Origin of the sequence: Pseudomonas syringae pv. tagetis, from assembly GCF_022557255.1 — a bacterium.
Lineage (GTDB): Bacteria > Pseudomonadota > Gammaproteobacteria > Pseudomonadales > Pseudomonadaceae > Aquipseudomonas > Aquipseudomonas caricapapayae.
In genome coordinates this window covers 4,362,632-4,379,824 of the sequence record NZ_CP092923.1, presented here as the reverse complement: position 1 = coordinate 4,379,824, position 17,193 = coordinate 4,362,632, and the positions used below count along the sequence as shown (strand labels likewise).

The following is a 17,193-nucleotide window of genomic DNA, read 5'->3' as shown; positions in this document are numbered from 1 at the left end:
AACCCTTTCCAGAAAAGCTGCGAACACAGGCGCTTGAACGCTGCCGGTGAGACGCCAGAAAGGGCCCCGGCGGGCGCTGTTGGCTGCGCAGCATAGGGGGCGGGCAGGTTGGGGACGGTTAACGCAGTGTAAGGTTAGGTAAAGATCATCCCGCCTGGCTGACATGCCGTGGCAGCGCCGGGATAATCGGCAACCACCAATAAGGGCCTGCCATGACGTGCGTATTGCTTGTCGACGATGATCGGGAACTGACAGAAATGCTCAGTCAGTACCTGACCCGTGAACACTTCACGGTGACCTGCACCAACAGTGCTGAAGAAGGGGAAATCGAGGCGTTGTCGGGTCGTCACGACATTGTTGTGCTCGACATCATGATGCCGCGCATGTCCGGGATCGAAGTGCTCCGGCGTATCCGCGCGCAAAGCCAGGTACCGGTGATTCTGCTGACGGCCCGTGGCGACAACATCGACCGTATTTCCGGTCTGGAACTGGGGGCTGACGATTACGTGCCCAAGCCCAGCTCACCGGGCGAACTGGTGGCGCGTCTGCGGGCGATCATGCGCAGGGTACGGGCGGTACCAATGGTCGAGACGGGAAGGGATGTGGTACAGGCCGGTGAACTGACGCTCTGGCCGGGCAAACGCGAAGCACACTGGCAGGGCGTCACGCTGAACTGACTGGCAACGAGTTCTGCCTGCTCGAAGAGCTGGCGCGTCATGCCGGGCAACTGGTCAGCAAGCAGAACCTGTCGATGAACGCACTGGGCCGGCCGCTGGCGCGCTATGACCGCAGCATCGACGTGCACATCAGTAGCATTCGTCACAAACTGGGGCCGCGCAACGATAGCCGGAGCTGGATACAGAGCGTACGCAATCTGGGCTATATGTTGATTACGCCATGAGACCGAGCCGGTTGTTCTGGAAACTGTTTCTGGCGTTCTGGCTGGCAACCAGCATGACGTTCATGGTCGGTGCCGGTTTGTTCATGCTGTCGCGTTCAGGGCCGGGCGATCCTTCGTTCAGCACCGTGTTTGACAACGAAGTACGCATTCTTCAACAGTCCGGCATTGCCGCGGGGCAGGCGTTGCTCGATGCCTGGCAGCCTGACGCGCAAGGTCGGGTCGGGCTGTACGACAGCCGCGGCCTGCTGTTGGCGGGCAAGCCGGTAGAGGATCCAGTTTTCGAACTGGCCGTGCACACCCGCGAGGGCACGGTCGTACACATCAGGTCCACCCAGCGCCCCAACCATGAAGACCGGCCCTCGCATTTCAATCCGCTGATCACCGGCACGTTCATGAGCGCACTGTTCAGTTGGTTCCTCAGCAGCTATCTGGTGGCACCGCTGATCAAATTGCGTGAGGCAATGGGCAAGGTTGCCAGAGGCCGTTTCGATACGCGGGTGAAACCCGATATGGGGCGGCGACGCGATGAAATCGTCGATCTGGCTGAAGATTGCGACCGGATGGCCAATCAGCTCAAGGTCATGGCAGATTCCCAGCAGCAACTGCTGCACGACATTTCCCATGAGTTGCGCTCACCGCTGACCCGCATGAGTGCCGCTATCGGTCTGCTGCGCCAGGAGCCGACTCAACTGGACATGCTCGAGCGGGTCGAGCGCGAGTCGGAGCGCATGGATGCACTGATCGAAGAGCTGCTGACCCTCGCGCGCATGCAGCGTGATGTCGGGAGCCTGGAGCGAGAAACGGTGGACGTCATCAGCCTGCTGGCGGCCATCGTCGAGGATGCCGAGTTCGAGGCTGGCCTGAAACAGTGTCGGGTCAGGCTGCAGGCCCCAGGACCTTTTGTGGCGCAGGTCGACAGCGAGCTGCTTTACCGGGCCTTCGAAAACGTGATTCGCAATGCGGTCCGCCACACCACGGTTGGCACTGACGTGGTGGTGATCGCCAACGTTCAGGCATACCCACCGGGCTTGACGGTCAATGTCATCGATCAGGGGCCGGGCGTGGATGAACAGTGCCTGCAACGTATCTTTCAGCCTTTCGAACGTGGCCCGGACAATGCCGCGCAAGGTTTCGGCCTGGGCCTGGCCATCGCGCTTCGTGCCGTTGAAATGCATGGTGGCCAGATCGCCGCGCGCAATCGGCCTGGCGGTGGGCTGGCAGTGGATATCGTACTGCCGGTGAGCTGAGACGTACGTGTTGTTCATCGTCAGCGGTTCGATTGTGCGGCTTCTGGAGGTGTCGTACGGGCTGATCCATAAACAAAATCGACCTTTGGTAGTAAAGAAACTCGGCCCCGGCGCTCGAAACCGTTACGCTATGCAGCTGTATTTTTGTTTTTCGTCGAGGTAGCACCCGTGTTTTCCGAATTCGCCCTGCACGAACGCCTGCTTAAAGCTGTGGCCGAGCTTAAATTTGTCGAGCCTACGCCTGTGCAGGCGGCCGCCATTCCGCTTGCACTGCAAGGGCGCGACCTGCGGGTGACTGCGCAAACCGGTAGCGGCAAGACCGCCGCGTTTGTGCTGCCGATCCTCAACCGCCTGATCGGCCCGGCCAAGGTTCGTGTCGACATCCGTGCCGTGATCCTGTTGCCAACGCGCGAGCTGGCTCAGCAGACCCTGAAGGAGGTCGAGCGCTTCTCGCAGTTCACTTTCGTCAAGGCCGGCCTGATCACCGGTGGTGAGGACTTCAAGGTACAGGCGGCCATGCTGCGCAAGGTTCCGGACATTCTGATCGGCACACCGGGTCGTCTGCTGGAGCAGTTGAACGCGGGCAACCTCGACCTCAAGCATGTTGAAGTGCTGGTGCTCGACGAAGCCGACCGTATGCTGGACATGGGTTTCTCCGAAGACGTCGAGCGCCTGGCGGGTGAATGTGCCGGCCGTGAGCAGACCATGCTGTTCTCCGCAACCACCGGCGGTGCCGGCCTGCGCGAAATGATCGGCAAGGTGCTCAAGGACCCGCAGCATCTGCAGGTGAACAGTGTCAGCGAACTGGCTTCCGGCACACGCCACCAGATCATCACCGCTGACCACAACGTGCACAAGGAACAGGTTCTGAACTGGCTGCTGGCCAACGAGACTTACCAGAAGGCCATTATCTTCACCAATACCAAGGCGATGGCCGACCGTTTGTACGGCCGTCTGGTGGCCTTGGAGTACAAGGCATTCGTGCTGCATGGCGACAAGGACCAGAAAGACCGCAAGGCGGCCATTGACCGTCTGAAGCAAGGCGGCGCCAAGATCATGGTCGCGACCGATGTAGCGGCCCGTGGCCTTGATGTCGAAGGCCTGGACATGGTGATCAACTTCGACATGCCACGCAGCGGTGACGACTACGTCCACCGCGTTGGTCGTACCGGCCGTGCGGGCAGCGACGGCCTGGCAATCTCGCTGATCTGTCATGGCGACTGGAACCTGATGTCGAGCGTCGAACGCTACCTCAAGCAGAGCTTCGAGCGTCGTGTCATTAAAGAGGTCAAAGGCACTTACGGCGGGCCGAAGAAGGTCAAGGCTTCCGGCAAGGCGGTAGGCGTGAAGAAGAAAAAGACCGACGCCAAGGGTGACAAGAAGAAGGCAGCGGCCAAAGGGCCGACCAAGCGCAAGACGGTCAACCGTCCCAAGTCCGATCTGGTGAGCCAGGATGGCATGGCACCGCTGAAAAAACGCAGCACCCCGGCCCCGGCCGCGGAGTGACTGACTTGATCGCTCCCGCGCAGGCGGGAGCGATCATCTTCTACAGCCTGGCTTTTTAGTACAGCCTGGCTTTGTGCAGGCAACGCCTGTTCACGCCGTCCGGCAACTCCGGTGAACCGCCACAAACCCCGCAGGTCACAAACTCTGAGTCGCATGCCTGTGGCTGGAAGTCATGGGTGATCATTCCATGCTGGACGGAGGTTTAGAAAAATGACTTACAACTGGGACCTTATCGAGCGTTTGTTGCACGAGGTGCAGAACAACGGCACCCACTCGACATCCACCGAATTCGAAACGCTTTTGAATCGCAGCTATATCGAACCGCGCCCTCGCGAGGAAGGTGGATATGGCTCGACTTATATCCTTACAAAGCGTGGCGCAAGCTTGCTGGCTTTGATCGACAGCAGCATTCCGGGCAATGATCATCCGCGTCAGGTGCTCAATGAGCAGGCAGGCGACCCGCTTGACCCTGTGCTCTTCGACACCATCGCTAAAAAGCCACAGATCGCCTGAAACCGCTGACACCCCGCATGCCGGTTCAAGGCAGGACGCAGAGCGTCCGGAACGGCGTGCCCACGCGGAGCATGGGCACGATAGTCAGAGAGCTATCGTTAGTCAGAGAGCTATCGCTCCTCACGCTCCGCGTGGGAATGCCTTGGGTGACGCTCCGCGTCACGATTCTGCGCCGCGCCGCGCACTCCGCGTGTTTAAGGCAGACCGCAGAGCGTCCGGAACGGTATACCCACGCGGAGCATGGGCACGATAGTTGTGGTGAAAGGGCTATCGGGTCACTTCTGCGACTTCAGGCAATCCAGATCGGTAAAGTCCTTGCGCATATCGGCGATCCGGCTAAGCAGTCGGGAGCGTTGGTCCGGGGTGCTCATGGCCGTGATGTCGACAATTAATGATATCGCTGCCTTCTCTGTCTGGTCGTAGGCTTTTCGATACTCAGGCGTCCAGAATGTCTCACGGTCCTGCAGCAGTGCCGCGATACGTTGCGGGAAGTCGCTGGCCTGACGCTGCTGGACAGTGGCGAGGAACAGGTTCTGCCATCGCGTACGGTTTTCGATCCAGGCCTTGTTCTGCTCGCCGAGCGAAGCGGACCAGGTATGAATGCGGTCTTTCTGCGCCTGATTAAGTTTGCCGATCCACGGCGTCAGGCGTTTTTGCATGCGATCGGCACGCTCGGCGACCTGGCGTTCCAGTGGCTGCTCGAGGTATTTGTTTTCACGTTTGCGCTGATCCTTGGCGAACGACTCCTGCATCTCCTGCACCTGCTTGTCGTCAAAGCGCGAAAGCAGTTCTACCGCAGACGGGGTGATTTCCTTCGATATTTTCGCTATCGCTTCTTTGGCTTCGCGAGTGCGAGCCTCCAGCCCCTCGTAAGTTACTTGGTCGTTCTTGACCATGTCCTCAAGCTTGTCCAGCCAGGTCAGGTACTCCGGCAACTGGGTACTGCAATGCCAGCTCAAGTGCTGCTTGAGGCGTACATCCAGCCAGCTTTTCTGCTCCGAGTTCATGTCCAAATAATCGCTGAGCGTCCAGGGAATGATCACGTCGAGATTGCGATACGCCAGTCCGACCTGGTTGCATCCTGCAAGCAGTGACACGGTCATCATCAGCATGATGAAGGCTTTGAATAAAGACTGCATGACAACTCCTTGGCGTACTGACGTGCAGTAGAGGAGTGTAGCGTCTGGCAGTTCAACCGGTTTCGAGCTTTAGAAGAATGAGCGTACCGCTTTGAGCGTGAACGTCCCTTCGCAGCGTGCATTGTGGCCGCTATAGACGCTGCAATCGCCGCCGCTCAGGCTTGAGCCGCTGTAGATGAGGTTCATGTCGATGCCCAGCCAGGGGCGTGACAGGTTCAGCGACCAGTCGTTGAATCCGTTGATCAGCCCACCGTCGGCGGAAGACTGCGGGGTGTCGAACTGATGATTGGCATATTGCATACGTACGCCCACCCCCAATTGCTCGATGGCACCCAGATCGACAAATACTGTGCTGTCGCGTGTGCCGACATCGTTACTGAATGCGGCACCGATCCTGCTGTTCTGCATCCGCAGCCCGGCGTAGAACTCGTGGCTGTCGATCTGGCTGGTGTCGGGATAGCTGTAACGAATCATCCCCAGCTCGTAGCCCAGGGTATTATCGAAAGGCTTCTTGAAGCCCATGTAGGAATCAAGCTCCATTCCTGTATCGGAGGCGAAGCCCATATTGGGTGCCCATTGTCCGAAGTAGAAGCCGCTCTCGTGGGTCAGGTCCAGCCCGCCATGAAAGGAACCCGAGCCGCCGCTGGGCGTTACCAAGCCCTGCGCCATACTGCGTGTAGGCGTAGTGGCAAGTTTCAGGTCGAAGTCGCCCAGATCCCGCTCCATAACCTGGGCAGAGACGGACTGACAGACAATCATGGCGCTGAAAGACAGCACATGTAAGCGATGACTGAGCATGGCTCACTCCTTGATCTGCGAGGAGTGTGGTCAGGGATGGCGTATCGAAAATGGCTCAGGAGCCGACACAAGCCGCGAGCTAGAGCCTCGCAAGCATACCGTTGAAATGTGCTGCGGGCGCACCGTTCGTCGATCCGTTGTGTGTCAGTTAGCCGCAGTGGTGCGTGCGGACGGGATGATCAACCCGCGAATCACTACCAGCGCCTGCTGAAACGAAGGGTAGCCGCTCCTGGCGACGTCCAGTTGCGCGTATTCGGCTTGATAGCGCTCGGCAAGTTTGGGATCACTGACGCTCAATTGCTGGGAAAGCAGAGCTATGGCCAACGGATGTTTGTGTTTTGCAGCAGTTTGCAACAAGTCGATGATCTGTTTTTGATCGGCCTGCTGGCGAATCAGCAATACGGCCTGATAGAACTCGGCTTCGCCCGACGCGTCGTCAAGCGCGGCACGGCGCAGCATGGCTTCAGCCAGTTCGTAGTTTTCGCGGTTGTCTTCGCTGATCAGCAACTTGGCCTGAAGCATGTCGTTTTGATAGAGCAGATGCTCTGCCCGGCAAGGGCTGTCGGTGAGCTGACTGTCGTTTGGGCCGTTTTCGCAGTGCTGCGATGCGCAGCCGCCAAGGTAGACAAGTGCGCCGAAAAGCATCCAGTTCTTCATTCGAGCATTCCACAAAGGAGATAACGTCCAGAGCGTGATCCAGCTCGTGGTCATAGTGATATCAGAGGAGAGAGTAGCAGCGTGACCGGAGGAATATCCAGCGAAGGATGGTCAATCTAGCGCCTTGAGCGTCAAGGCGCATAGAGATCGACAGGCAGGGCGCGGTTTTACTTTTTACCGAGATTGATCTGCTTGGACGGTGCGAAGGTCTGGCCACTCACGCCTTTGGCAATTTGCTGGATTTCACCGCCGGACTTCAGGAAAGCTGCAATCTGCGCGTTGATCGAGTCGCTCGTTTCAACGGCTGGGGCGGGTTTGGCTTTCGAGTGGGATGCTTTGATACGCATGGCTGCCATTTACCTTCATAAACGTAATACGGCCAGCCAGAGTACAGGAAACGCTTGATTATTGCTTGGCAAATATGGCATTCGCCCGAGGTCAGTCTGTGCACCGAGCGGCGTCGGTTTTACACGAAAAAATCTAAGGCGATGTTTTTAAAGGAAAGTTTTTACTTGTGAAGCGTTGCGCTGCGCAGATAAGGCAAAACGTTTCAATCAGGGAAACTGACGAGTGGAAGCTGCACCGGCACCTTCTGCCATGCAGCGCGAACCCGGCCACAAAGTCGGGTAGAATGCCGCCCACGTAATGAGGGTATCTGGAAATGGCTTTAATCGGGCGCTACAACAGCTTGCAAATCGTCAAGCACACGAACTTCGGTCTGTATCTGGACGGTGCGCAGGATGGTGAAATCCTTCTGCCCAACCGGTATATCCCCAAGGACGTTCCTACCGAAGATGAAGACTGGCTCAATGTGTTCATCTATCTGGACAGCGAAGACAAGCTGATCGCCACCACTGAAAAACCCAAAGTGCAGGTCGGTGAGTTCGCCAGCCTCAAGGTGGTTGAAGTCAACAGCATCGGCGTGTTCCTCGATTGGGGGCTGCCCAAGGATCTGTTGCTGCCGTACTCCGAAGAGAAGCGCACCCTGCAGGCCGGTGACTACTGCGTGGTCCACGTTTATCTCGACAAACACACGCGGCGCATCACCGCCACTGCGCGTCTCGATCGCTATCTGGACAAGACTCCAGCCAGCTACAGCGTAGGGCAGGAGGTTGATCTGCTGGTGGCCGAAGCGACCGACATGGGCTTCAAGGCGATCATCAACAACAAGCACTGGGGCCTGATTCACAAGAACGAAGTGTTCAAGTTCATGCGCGCCGGCAAGCAGGAAAAAGGCTACATCAAGGAAGTCCGTGCCGACGGCAACATCAGCCTGAGTCTTCAGCCGGTAGGCGCAGAGGCAGCAAGCAGTCTGAACTCCAAGATTCTCGCCAGGCTGCGCGAGAACAACGGCACGCTGCCCGTCAGTGATAAAAGCGATCCACAGATCATCAGCAACCTGTTCGGCGTCAGCAAGGGCAACTTCAAGAAAGCTATTGGTGCCTTGTACAAGCAGGGTCAGATCGTGATTCACGCCGACCGTATCGAGCTGGTCTGAACCGAGAATTGTGGCCTGGACACCTGAGTGCGCAGCCGGTGCGCCTCAGCACCAGGCTGAAAGCGCGTCTATTTCCCCACTCAGGCGGTCGAACGGCAAAGTGCCGTTGAATACCCGGGCCTGCTCCAGTGCTTCGTCATTGCGTCGCAGCAGCAGGACCGGCACCGCTCTGAGGCCTAGCTTCTGCGCCAATTGCTGATCTTCCAGCACGGTGCTTTCATACTCGCTGGCGTTCAGTGCCCGCTCCATGGCTTGCCGGTCCAGTCCGGTGGTTGCAGCCAGCTCCAGCAACGTAAGTGTCTCGCCTATATCCAGGCCTTTTTCAAAAAACGCCTTGAAAGCCTCCTTGTGGAACTTGTCAAAACTTCCCGCGTTCCTGGCAAACGCGGCCGCTTCCAGAACCTTGCGGCTGCGCGGCTGCACGGCTGGCATCTTCATCATGACCTGGCGTCTGTCGGCCATCGGCAGCACTGATCGTGACCAGGTTTCCCGCAGATAATCGGCATTCGGATCAAGCAGTGCCAACGGATCGGGGCGCAGTTCAAAGGCGTGCCAGCTGAATTCGAGCTGTTCACCATAGGTGCGCTGAAGCTGTTCCAGGACTGTCAGTTGCAGGTAGCAGAACGGACAGACATAGTCGCTCCAGACATCGATTTTCAAGGGTCCAACAGTGTTCATTTGGTTAAAACTCCATAACGCTAACTAACACTGACTCCCTTGGCCTTTTAAAAGTCCTGACGTTGGACGGATCGTTGTCTACCTTTGGTCGGTCATACCCTGAAGCGGGCTTTCCCAGACCCGGAATTTCATCAAGGACGCGCCATGAAAAAACTACTGATCGCTTACGTCGGCACATTGCTGGCGTTTCTGATCCTCGACGGATTATGGCTGGGCGTGCTCATGGGGCCGACCTACCGTGAATGGCTCGGACCGCTGATGCTTGCGACACCCGTGGCAGGGCCTGCAATAGCGTTCTATCTGCTCTACGGGGCGGGCGTGGTGTTTTTTGGCGTGCTGCCGGCGGTCAGGGAGCAGCGACTGAGCCACGCGACCTTGTTCAGCGGCCTGTTGGGGCTGATTGCCTATGGCACTTATGACCTGACCAACTGGGCCACCTTGCAAGGCTGGCCTGCGCAGCTGGCGTTGGTCGACCTTGCGTGGGGCACGCTGGTGTCGGCGCTGGCGGGTACGGCAGGGTATCTGGCAGTGCGCCGGTTTGCCTAAAACCATGCGCCGAAAGAAAGTTGCTGGCTGGCACCTTTCTTACGGTACGCGTGCGCAAGCATGGCCGCAGGTGCAGTCACTGTGCTCGCCGTTACTTTTGCAGGAAGCCGGCAAAGCTCAGGCTGCTGCCCTTGGGGCGCATGTCCTTGAGAAACGAGTCCTTGTCGGCGCTCAGTTCCAGGCTGACGGTCGGTTTGCGCTTGTCCGCATTGCGTACCTCAAGGTCTTCCATGTGGTCGCGCATGAACACGGTGGTCACTTTCAGATGCAGTAACCGGTCGGTCTCAGGGGTGTGCAGCAACAGGTGCAGCCATTCGTACTGACCTACTTGCAGGCGCGGCACCGGCAGGTCAAACCACCAGATGTTTCTTTTAGGGTCCAGTACGGCGAAGTGCGTGTTGTTGACGCCGAGCACTGCGCCGCCCAGATCCTGGTTTCTGCGTGCAATGGCCAGCTTTTTATCGAGTTTCATAACGTTCCTGTGAATCGGTTTGTCAGCGTGTCGGCCCTGCCAGACAACAATGGCGCGCATTCTCGCACAAACCTCGGTGCAAACTCGCCATCAGCGGGCTGAATGCGCACCTGTGGTGGCAGACGAGCGGCACGGAGCGGTCCGAAAATAGTTGAAACTCTTCGCAATGGCGACAGGTCAACCTTTTGTCGAGTACGACATCCGATTCCAGCGCGGTCTTCAGACCCAGGAGATTTCCGATGAGCAGCACCAGCGATAAAGCCAAAGGTATGGCCAACGAAGCAGTTGGTAACGTCAAGCAGGCTGTTGGCAAGGCCACCGATAACACCAAACTGCGGGCTGAAGGCAAGGCGCAAGAGCTGAAAGGCGAAGGCCAGCAGGCCAAAGGCAATGCCAAGGACGCGATCAAGAAGGGCGTCGACAAGGCCTGAGTCGATTGATCCCGGCGTTTTCTGGCCGGGAGCAGGCAATACCGATAACGGTCATCCATGGATGGCCGTTATGCTTTCTGCTCCGCGGGACTGAAACCTTTCACGACCTGTTCAGTCAATGTGCCATCGGTATTCACGTCTTGGCTAAAGTGAGCGAGACACTGTATGCAAAATACCGGTTTTCAGGATGTAAGGTTATCCGGTAAGGGAGCGAGAGGAAGCGCCATGATTTTCCCCCATTTACGTAAATTGAAAGTCAGCAAAGTGCTGGTGAGAACCGTCAACGAGTTTCTCGACGACGAGATGTCCACCTATGCCTCGGCACTGGCTTATCAAATGCTGTTTTCTCTGTTCCCGTTCCTGCTGTTTCTGATCGCCTTGATCGGTTTTCTGCATTTGCCTGACTTTTTCTCCTGGTTGCGCCTGCAATCGGAGTTCCTATTACCGCCTCAGGCCCTTGAGCAGGTCAACCCGGTCATTGACCAATTGCAACAGTCCAAGGGTGGCTTGCTATCCATCGGTATCGTGATCGCGCTGTGGACCGCCTCGGCGGGTGTGCGCCTGATGATGAGCGCCATGAACGCTGCGTACGACGTAGTGGAAGGGCGTCCCATCTGGAAGCGCCTGCCGCTGTCGATTCTCTACACCGTAGGCATTGCCGGCATGTTACTGGCGGCGGCAGCCTTTATGGTGCTGGGGCCGCAGGTGATGAACTGGATAGCCGCACAGATCGGCATGGAAGACTTCATCGTGACGCTGTGGACCATCCTGCGCTGGCCAGCCATCATCATTCTGCTGATGGTCGCTGTGGCGCTGATCTATTACGTGATGCCTGACGTCAAACAGGAGTTTCGCTTTATCACCCCTGGCTCGGTGTTGGCCGTGGTGGTGTGGATCGTCGCTTCACTGGCGTTCGGTTTTTACGTCAAGACCTTTGCCGACTACAACGCCATGTACGGCAGTATCGGCGCGATCATTGTCCTGTTGCTGTACTTCTATATTTCAGCTGCCGTGTTGTTGCTGGGGGCGGAAATGAATGCCGTGATCGAGCACATGTCCGCCGAGGGCAAGGATGCAGGCGAGAAAGAAGCAGGCGACGGTCTTGGAGAGGAAAGCAGCGAGACAGGCAAGCAGCACGTTTCCGGCCTGGGCCGCGATCACTCGGTCCCGCTGCAGAAGGCTGACGAAACCTGATCGCGTTCTGTGGCAAGATTGCCTTTTAGGCGAGGGACAGGCAGTCATGATCCGTAACATCCTGAAGATGGGCGATGAGCGCTTGTTGCGCATCGCCCCTCCGGTGCCGGCAGACATGTTCGGCAGCAGCGAACTCGAGACGCTGATTGCCGACATGTTCGAAACCATGCACAGCGTGGGCGGTGTGGGCCTGGCAGCACCGCAGATCGGCATTGATCTGCAACTGGTCATTTTCGGCTTCGAGCGCAGCGAACGTTATCCCCAGGCTGAAGCGGTCCCTCAGACAATTCTGCTCAACCCGCTGATCACCCCGTTGAGCCCGACGCTTGAAGAGGGCTGGGAAGGGTGCCTGTCGGTGCCAGGGTTGCGGGGCATGGTGGACCGTTATCAGAGCATTCGCTACGAAGGGTTCGACCCGAACGGCCAGCCGATCGAGCGGGTTGCCCACGGTTTTCACGCACGGGTCGTTCAGCATGAATGCGATCATTTGATCGGGCGTCTCTACCCGTCGCGCATCACCGATTTCAGCAAGTTCGGCTTTATGGACGTGATGTTCCCGGATATGGATCCGAATGCCGATGAATGATCGTCATCTGCCCGCTAAAGCCACTAAGCCTCGCGACACAAGGCAATCAGAGGTTTGCTGCGACTGTAGCGCATGAACCGCTCGCCCAGGGTTTGTGGCAGACGCTGAGCTGTCGCAAACCCGGCGAGCTGGTAAAACCCAAGCAGATCAGGATGGCAGAACAGCCAGACCGGCCCGGTCTGTGGCTGCAGCGCCGCATCGATCAAACCTCGAGCCACCGCCTTTCCGCGCATCGCGGGCGCAACGAACAGCCCCGTCAGCCAATGACCCTCCGCTACTGGCGTCAGGCACAAGGCACCGACGATTTCTGCCTGCCTGGCCACCCACGCCTGACCCTTGCTGGCCGCACGCATTGACGACTGGTGTTCGCGGTAGAACTTGCCCAGTAGCGGACGACACTCATCGGGCAATGGGCAGAAGCGGATTTCGGACATCGCTGGCAGGCTCGAAACATGGGCCTCGCATCATACAGAGACCGAAGCCGTCACAACTAATTGCCGCAGGCTGATGTCGATAGTTTCAGACCCGTTTTTCCCGCGCCATTCGAGGTGAGCATGAAATCAATAACACGACTGTTGGGCTGTTCACTTGTGGCGCTGGGGCTGCTTGGGCAGACGGCAGTGGCCGTTGAAAAAAACACGCCTATCCAGTTTGGTGCGCTGACCTGGGAAAGTGGCAGCCTGATCACCGAGGTGCTGCGCACCCTTGTCGAAAAGGGCTATGGCTACCCGACGGATACCTTGCCCGGCAGTACCGTCAGCCTGGAAACCGCACTGGCGAAAAATGACATTCAGGTGATCGCCGAAGAGTGGACCGGACGCAGCCCGGTGTGGGTCAAAGCCGAGGCTGACGGCAAAGTGCTTGGCCTGGGCGACATTGTCAAAGGTGCGACCGAAGGCTGGTGGGTGCCTGAGTACGTGATCAAGGGGGATGCGGCCAAGGGGATCAAGCCCGCAGCTCCCGACCTGAAGTCTGTTGCCGACCTGGCGCGTTATAAAGATGTATTCAAGGACCCCGAAGCGCCCGGCAAGGGCCGTTTTCTGAACAGCCCGAGCGGCTGGACCTCTGAGATCGTCAATACTCAGAAGCTCAAGGCGTATGGCCTGGCAGACAGCTTCGTCAACTTTCGCACCGGGTCCGGTGCAGCGCTGGATGCAGAAGTTGCATCGTCCATCCGGCGCGGTAAACCCGTGCTGTTCTACTACTGGTCACCGACACCCCTGCTGGGCAAGTACAAGCTGATCAAACTGGATGAACCCGCCTTTGATGCTGAAGCCTGGAAAACCCTGACCGACCCCGGCAATCCAGACCCGCGTGGCACGTCCTCGCTGGCGGCTACGCTGTCTATCGGTGTCTCCGCTGAATTCAGCAAGCAATACCCTGAGCTGGTAAGTGTCTTCGAACAGGTCGATTTTCCGATTGATCTGCTTAACCGGACATTGGGTGAAATGAGTGAAAAGCACGAGGACGCCAGCGTCGCCGCCGCCAGGTTCCTCAAGCAACATCCCGAGGTCTGGAAGGCGTGGTTGCCGGCCGATGTGGCCGCAAAAGTCAGCAGCAGTCTTTGACTGTTGCGCACCGGCGGTGCTGGAAAGGGCATAGCTGATAACGTCATAAATGGCCTTTATGCGACGTGTCGGGTGGTAAAGCGTCGTCGAGCTGTTAAGTTCAGGACTCGGTCAACTCATGCTCAGGAGGAGCCATGACTGATCCTATCCAGGTCTCGCGCGGTGCGTGGCAGACCTGTCTGGCACTCATGGCCTGTCTGTGCCTGGACGTGACGCACCCGGTCAACGCCGAAGAGACCGATGACACTGCGCTGGCACTGGTGGAGCAACGCAAACTGGGTGAGGGTCTCGCCTGGCTTGGCTATCAGGTCGCCTCGCGCACGGCGACGTTTGCCGGTATCGTGCAGGCGATTGGCAAGACAGAAGCTCAGGAGCTGGTGCAAAAAGAACTGCAGCGCTTGCAACCGGAGTACCAGGCTCAGTGGGACCGCAACCTTGCCGCTGCTTACGCTCATTCCTTTACCGCAGAGGAATTGCGCTCGCTCAATCAGGGCGAGGATTCGCCTTCTCTGGTGAGCAGATTCAGAGCCAGAAACACCCAGGTCAGTGCCGACATGAAAGCGCGGTCCTCGGAGCTGCTGGGAAAATTTGTAAGTCGTGCATTGGGCAATGCCCAGGCAGCACTGCAACGCTGACCGCTATTTGACGATATGAGGCAAAACCATGGACGCATTCATGCAGGCTGCAATCGATGAGGCGCAACTCGGGCTGAAGGAAGGAGGAATTCCCATCGGCTCGGTCATCGTCCACGAAGGCAAGATCATTGGCCGGGGCCACAATCGCCGCGTGCAAGAGGGCAGTGCAACGAAACACGGCGAAATGGATGCGCTGGAAAACGCCGGTCGCCAACCGGCCAGTATTTACCGGGAAGCGGTGCTCTACACCACACTGTCTCCTTGTGCGATGTGCAGTGGCGCGATTCTGCTTTACGGTATTCGCAAGGTGATCGTCGGCGAAAACCAGTCTTTTATGGGCGAGGAAGAATTGTTGCGCTCACGCGGGGTGCAGATCGATGTGCTGGATAACGAAACGTGCAAACACATGATGCAGGGCTTTATCGCCAGCAAGCCCGAGGTATGGAACGAAGACATCGGCGAGTAACGGTTGAACGCTGATCATCATCGGATTCTCGCCCCCAGGCAGGCTTGAGTGACTGTCCCGCCAGACTGAACAAGGGTGACGCAATGTGTCATCCTTCGCGTTCCCTGATGCGATTCACGTTCGCATCAGGTTTTTGCCCATCGTCGAACTTCCCTGGCTCCAGCCTTAAAATGCTGTTTGTGCCACTAGTGTGCCTTTAACGGTGATAATCTCCTCTCATCATCATTATGGTAAGCACACCAAGCCGGTTACCTAGCCATTTCTGGAGCCTGATATGTCGGTCCAACAGCGCAATAATGTCAACATCGTGGGCGACGGACCGGCCACTCTGATTTTTGCTCACGGATTCGGCTGCGATCAGCACATGTGGCGGTTCATGGCTCCGCACTTCGCAGAACGCTTCAAGGTCGTGCTGTTCGACCTGGTAGGCAGCGGAGATTCGGACGTGTCGGCCTGGTATCCGCACAAATATGCATCGCTCAAGGGCTATGCAAGCGACTTGCTGGAACTGGTCGACGAGTTCGCCGGAGAGGGGCCGGTTGTGCATGTCGGCCACTCGGTCAGTTGCATGATCGCGGTGCTTGCCGAGCTTCAGTCGCCCGGCCGCTTCGAAGGTCACATCATGGTCGGTCCCTCTCCCCATTACCTCAACGACGGTGATTACCTGGGGGGATTCACTCGCGCCGATATCGACTCGTTGCTTGAGACCCTGGAAAGCAACTACCTGGGCTGGTCCAGCACTATGGCTCCGACGCTCATGGGGGCTTCGGACCGGCCTGAGCTGGGTGAAGAACTCGCCGAGAGCTTTTGCCGCACCAACGCCGAGATCGCCAGGCAGTTTGCCCGCGTGACCTTCCTCTCCGACCATCGTGCCGATGTCGCGCGATTCAACAGCAAGACGCTCATTCTGCAAAGCAGCGACGATCTGGTCGTGCCGGTTCAGGTTGGCGAGTATCTGCACCGCGTCATTGCCGACAGCACATTGCACATGATCGATAACGTAGGGCATTACCCGCATATGAGCGCGCCACAGGAATGCATCACCGCCATGAATCAGTTTCTGGCACCTTACGAAGGTGCTGCCCATGACGGTTGAACAGGTGAGTCTGCCAGTGACAGAAGACCTGTACGAACATGCGGCCTGCGGTCTGTTGGTCACTTTGCCCAATGGCACCATCGAGCGGGCCAACCTGACGTTCTGCCGTTGGCTGGGCCTGGAACCAGATGCTGTTGCAGGACGCCGCTTTCAGGATCTGCTGACGGTGGCTGGCAAAGTCTTTCTGCAGACCCACTGGGCACCGCTGTTACAGACTCAGGGTTCAATCGCCGAGGTCAAGGTCGAGTTGATCCATGCCGATGGTCGTGCCATTCCCATGATGCTCAATGCGGTACGCCGTGAGCACTCGTTGGGGGCGCTGCATGAAGTGGCCGTGTTCATGGCTGAAGAGCGTAACAAGTACGAACGCGAACTGCTTGCTTCGCGCAAGATCGCCGAAGAGTTGCTGCAGCAACAGATGACCGTCCAGACCGAGCTTACCTCGGCGCGCAATCGCCTGCGTCTGGCCCATGCCGAGGCGGAAATACGAGCCATTTTTGCCGAACAGATGATTGGTATCGTCAGTCACGACCTGCGTAATCCGCTGGCGGCGATCAAGATGGCTGCCGGGCTGCTTGAGCGCACGCAGCTTGAGTCGCGGCAGGAGCGGATTCTCGGGCACATCCATCACTCCACTGACCGTGCCGAACGCATGATTGTGGATCTGCTGGATTTCACTCATGCCCGCGTCGGCAGTGGTATTGCCGTCGTCCCACAGCCTATCGATCTGCACGCGGTTGTGGCCCGGGGCGTCGAAGAGCTGCGTCAGGCTTTCCCGCACCGAGTGCTGACGCATCGTAGCGAAGGGCAGGGTGCCTGTTCGGCTGATCCGGATCGTCTGCTGCAAATGCTTGGCAATCTGGTGAGCAATGCCATCAACTATGGTACGGAGGGTAGCGAGGTGTTGATCACCTCATCCTTCGATACCTGGCTGGTCAAGCTGTCGGTGCATAATTTTGGCGAACCGATACCGATGGAAAAAGTAGACGACCTGTACGAGCCAGTCGTACGCATAGTCAGCGACAGCGACGAAACCCGAACCGTCGGGCTCGGTCTGTTCATCGTCCGCGAGATCGTTCGAGCCCATCTGGGGGAAGTTACGGTTCGCTCTTCGGCTGAAGAAGGCACAACGTTCACGGTCTCCTTCCCGCGTCCTGCCACCTGAGGAAAGGCCAGGCCTCGTGGGGCAACGAGGTCTATTTGCAGGTGCACGAAATTCGTTACAGACCTAAACTAAACGCTGTGTTATCACTCTGAGGCCA

The 17,193-nt window shown here is 57.9% G+C and carries 20 protein-coding genes and 1 pseudogene; 14 read left to right on the top strand and 7 right to left on the bottom strand.

The window, feature by feature from the left end; genetic code table 11:
* Positions 1-212: 212 nt before the first annotated feature.
* The 4 genes and pseudogenes from MME58_RS19475 (at position 213) to MME58_RS19460 (ending at position 4,167) form a co-directional block, all read left to right on the top strand.
* A pseudogene (locus MME58_RS19475) lies at positions 213-901 on the top strand (response regulator).
* A gap of 11 nt (positions 902-912) precedes the next feature.
* Positions 913-2,148 carry a HAMP domain-containing sensor histidine kinase gene (locus MME58_RS19470; RefSeq protein ID WP_055004823.1) on the top strand — a complete coding sequence of 412 codons (1,236 nt, stop codon included), beginning with the start codon at positions 913-915 and terminating at the stop codon, positions 2,146-2,148.
* Between the two features lie 168 nt (positions 2,149-2,316).
* On the top strand, positions 2,317-3,654 hold the full coding sequence (locus tag MME58_RS19465) for a DEAD/DEAH box helicase (protein ID WP_054987649.1): 1,338 nt from the start codon (positions 2,317-2,319) through the stop codon (positions 3,652-3,654).
* Between the two features lie 210 nt (positions 3,655-3,864).
* A complete protein-coding gene (locus tag MME58_RS19460; protein ID WP_055004822.1) occupies positions 3,865-4,167 on the top strand; it encodes a hypothetical protein in 303 nt (100 codons plus the stop codon).
* A 275-nt stretch (positions 4,168-4,442) separates the two neighbouring features.
* Here MME58_RS19460 and MME58_RS19455 read toward each other — a convergent pair whose 3' ends face one another.
* The 4 genes from MME58_RS19455 to MME58_RS19440 all read right to left on the bottom strand — a co-directional run bounded on the left by MME58_RS19455 (position 4,443) and on the right by MME58_RS19440 (position 7,117).
* On the bottom strand, positions 4,443-5,306 hold the full coding sequence (locus MME58_RS19455) for a DUF6279 family lipoprotein (RefSeq protein WP_055005930.1): 864 nt from the start codon (positions 5,304-5,306) through the stop codon (positions 4,443-4,445).
* A 69-nt stretch (positions 5,307-5,375) separates the two neighbouring features.
* Positions 5,376-6,104 (bottom strand): TorF family putative porin, encoded by a 729-nt coding sequence (locus MME58_RS19450; RefSeq protein ID WP_054987617.1) that lies wholly within the window; start codon positions 6,102-6,104, stop codon positions 5,376-5,378.
* 144 nt (positions 6,105-6,248) lie between these two features.
* Complete coding sequence (locus MME58_RS19445) at positions 6,249-6,761, bottom strand: hypothetical protein (protein ID WP_054987618.1); 513 nt, start codon at positions 6,759-6,761, stop codon at positions 6,249-6,251.
* A 167-nt stretch (positions 6,762-6,928) separates the two neighbouring features.
* Positions 6,929-7,117, bottom strand: a complete 189-nt coding sequence (locus MME58_RS19440; RefSeq protein ID WP_002554403.1) for a hypothetical protein — start codon at positions 7,115-7,117, stop codon at positions 6,929-6,931.
* A 305-nt stretch (positions 7,118-7,422) separates the two neighbouring features.
* Between MME58_RS19440 and MME58_RS19435 the strand changes: the two genes are divergently transcribed.
* Entirely contained in the window at positions 7,423-8,259 is an 837-nt protein-coding gene (locus MME58_RS19435) for a CvfB family protein (protein ID WP_054987619.1), read from the top strand.
* A 45-nt stretch (positions 8,260-8,304) separates the two neighbouring features.
* Here MME58_RS19435 and MME58_RS19430 read toward each other — a convergent pair whose 3' ends face one another.
* Positions 8,305-8,937: a DsbA family protein gene (locus MME58_RS19430; protein ID WP_054987620.1), complete on the bottom strand. Its 633-nt coding sequence runs from the start codon at positions 8,935-8,937 to the stop codon at positions 8,305-8,307.
* A gap of 144 nt (positions 8,938-9,081) precedes the next feature.
* Between MME58_RS19430 and MME58_RS19425 the strand changes: the two genes are divergently transcribed.
* Entirely contained in the window at positions 9,082-9,483 is a 402-nt protein-coding gene (locus MME58_RS19425) for a DUF2177 family protein (RefSeq protein ID WP_054987621.1), read from the top strand.
* 91 nt (positions 9,484-9,574) lie between these two features.
* On the opposite strand, the gene MME58_RS19420 is transcribed toward MME58_RS19425, so the two are convergent.
* Positions 9,575-9,955 (bottom strand): hypothetical protein, encoded by a 381-nt coding sequence (locus tag MME58_RS19420; RefSeq protein ID WP_055005929.1) that lies wholly within the window; start codon positions 9,953-9,955, stop codon positions 9,575-9,577.
* Positions 9,956-10,194: 239 nt separating this feature from the next.
* Between MME58_RS19420 and MME58_RS19415 the strand changes: the two genes are divergently transcribed.
* The 3 genes from MME58_RS19415 (at position 10,195) to def (ending at position 12,166) form a co-directional block, all read left to right on the top strand.
* Complete coding sequence (locus tag MME58_RS19415) at positions 10,195-10,386, top strand: CsbD family protein (RefSeq protein WP_055005928.1); 192 nt, start codon at positions 10,195-10,197, stop codon at positions 10,384-10,386.
* Between the two features lie 225 nt (positions 10,387-10,611).
* Complete coding sequence (locus tag MME58_RS19410; RefSeq protein WP_002554398.1) at positions 10,612-11,580, top strand: YihY/virulence factor BrkB family protein; 969 nt, start codon at positions 10,612-10,614, stop codon at positions 11,578-11,580.
* 46 nt (positions 11,581-11,626) lie between these two features.
* The gene (gene def, locus MME58_RS19405; protein WP_055005927.1) at positions 11,627-12,166 is read left to right on the top strand and encodes a peptide deformylase; all 540 of its coding nucleotides are present in this window, start codon (positions 11,627-11,629) and stop codon (positions 12,164-12,166) included.
* 23 nt (positions 12,167-12,189) lie between these two features.
* Here def and MME58_RS19400 read toward each other — a convergent pair whose 3' ends face one another.
* Positions 12,190-12,600 (bottom strand): GNAT family N-acetyltransferase, encoded by a 411-nt coding sequence (locus tag MME58_RS19400; protein ID WP_055005926.1) that lies wholly within the window; start codon positions 12,598-12,600, stop codon positions 12,190-12,192.
* A 120-nt stretch (positions 12,601-12,720) separates the two neighbouring features.
* Between MME58_RS19400 and MME58_RS19395 the strand changes: the two genes are divergently transcribed.
* The 5 genes from MME58_RS19395 to MME58_RS19375 all read left to right on the top strand — a co-directional run bounded on the left by MME58_RS19395 (position 12,721) and on the right by MME58_RS19375 (position 17,096).
* A complete protein-coding gene (locus MME58_RS19395; protein ID WP_055005925.1) occupies positions 12,721-13,734 on the top strand; it encodes an ABC transporter substrate-binding protein in 1,014 nt (337 codons plus the stop codon).
* Positions 13,735-13,868: 134 nt separating this feature from the next.
* Positions 13,869-14,369: a hypothetical protein gene (locus tag MME58_RS19390; protein WP_055005924.1), complete on the top strand. Its 501-nt coding sequence runs from the start codon at positions 13,869-13,871 to the stop codon at positions 14,367-14,369.
* 28 nt (positions 14,370-14,397) lie between these two features.
* The gene (locus MME58_RS19385; RefSeq protein WP_055005923.1) at positions 14,398-14,835 is read left to right on the top strand and encodes a nucleoside deaminase; all 438 of its coding nucleotides are present in this window, start codon (positions 14,398-14,400) and stop codon (positions 14,833-14,835) included.
* Positions 14,836-15,109: 274 nt separating this feature from the next.
* On the top strand, positions 15,110-15,931 hold the full coding sequence (locus MME58_RS19380; RefSeq protein WP_054987630.1) for an alpha/beta fold hydrolase: 822 nt from the start codon (positions 15,110-15,112) through the stop codon (positions 15,929-15,931).
* Positions 15,921-17,096, top strand: coding sequence for a PAS domain-containing sensor histidine kinase (locus tag MME58_RS19375; RefSeq protein WP_054987631.1), 1,176 nt, complete (start codon positions 15,921-15,923; stop codon positions 17,094-17,096). Before MME58_RS19380 ends, MME58_RS19375 begins: the two co-directional genes overlap by 11 nt.
* Positions 17,097-17,193 lie beyond the last annotated feature (97 nt).

Excerpts from the sequence above, each read along its gene's own strand:
- MME58_RS19410 (WP_002554398.1), top strand. The coding sequence starts at position 10,612 with ATGATTTTCCCCCATTTACGTAAATTGAAAGTCAGCAAAGTGCTGGTG.
- MME58_RS19460 (WP_055004822.1), top strand. The coding sequence starts at position 3,865 with ATGACTTACAACTGGGACCTTATCGAGCGTTTGTTGCACGAGGTGCAG.
- MME58_RS19415 (WP_055005928.1), top strand. The coding sequence starts at position 10,195 with ATGAGCAGCACCAGCGATAAAGCCAAAGGTATGGCCAACGAAGCAGTT.
- MME58_RS19430 (WP_054987620.1), bottom strand. The coding sequence starts at position 8,937 with ATGAACACTGTTGGACCCTTGAAAATCGATGTCTGGAGCGACTATGTC.
- MME58_RS19435 (WP_054987619.1), top strand. The coding sequence starts at position 7,423 with ATGGCTTTAATCGGGCGCTACAACAGCTTGCAAATCGTCAAGCACACG.
- MME58_RS19385 (WP_055005923.1), top strand. The coding sequence starts at position 14,398 with ATGGACGCATTCATGCAGGCTGCAATCGATGAGGCGCAACTCGGGCTG.
- MME58_RS19450 (WP_054987617.1), bottom strand. The coding sequence starts at position 6,104 with ATGCTCAGTCATCGCTTACATGTGCTGTCTTTCAGCGCCATGATTGTC.
- def (WP_055005927.1), top strand. The coding sequence starts at position 11,627 with ATGATCCGTAACATCCTGAAGATGGGCGATGAGCGCTTGTTGCGCATC.
- MME58_RS19425 (WP_054987621.1), top strand. The coding sequence starts at position 9,082 with ATGAAAAAACTACTGATCGCTTACGTCGGCACATTGCTGGCGTTTCTG.
- MME58_RS19455 (WP_055005930.1), bottom strand. The coding sequence starts at position 5,306 with ATGCAGTCTTTATTCAAAGCCTTCATCATGCTGATGATGACCGTGTCA.
- MME58_RS19375 (WP_054987631.1), top strand. The coding sequence starts at position 15,921 with ATGACGGTTGAACAGGTGAGTCTGCCAGTGACAGAAGACCTGTACGAA.
- MME58_RS19440 (WP_002554403.1), bottom strand. The coding sequence starts at position 7,117 with ATGGCAGCCATGCGTATCAAAGCATCCCACTCGAAAGCCAAACCCGCC.
- MME58_RS19390 (WP_055005924.1), top strand. The coding sequence starts at position 13,869 with ATGACTGATCCTATCCAGGTCTCGCGCGGTGCGTGGCAGACCTGTCTG.
- MME58_RS19445 (WP_054987618.1), bottom strand. The coding sequence starts at position 6,761 with ATGAAGAACTGGATGCTTTTCGGCGCACTTGTCTACCTTGGCGGCTGC.
- MME58_RS19420 (WP_055005929.1), bottom strand. The coding sequence starts at position 9,955 with ATGAAACTCGATAAAAAGCTGGCCATTGCACGCAGAAACCAGGATCTG.
- MME58_RS19380 (WP_054987630.1), top strand. The coding sequence starts at position 15,110 with ATGTCGGTCCAACAGCGCAATAATGTCAACATCGTGGGCGACGGACCG.
- MME58_RS19400 (WP_055005926.1), bottom strand. The coding sequence starts at position 12,600 with ATGTCCGAAATCCGCTTCTGCCCATTGCCCGATGAGTGTCGTCCGCTA.
- MME58_RS19395 (WP_055005925.1), top strand. The coding sequence starts at position 12,721 with ATGAAATCAATAACACGACTGTTGGGCTGTTCACTTGTGGCGCTGGGG.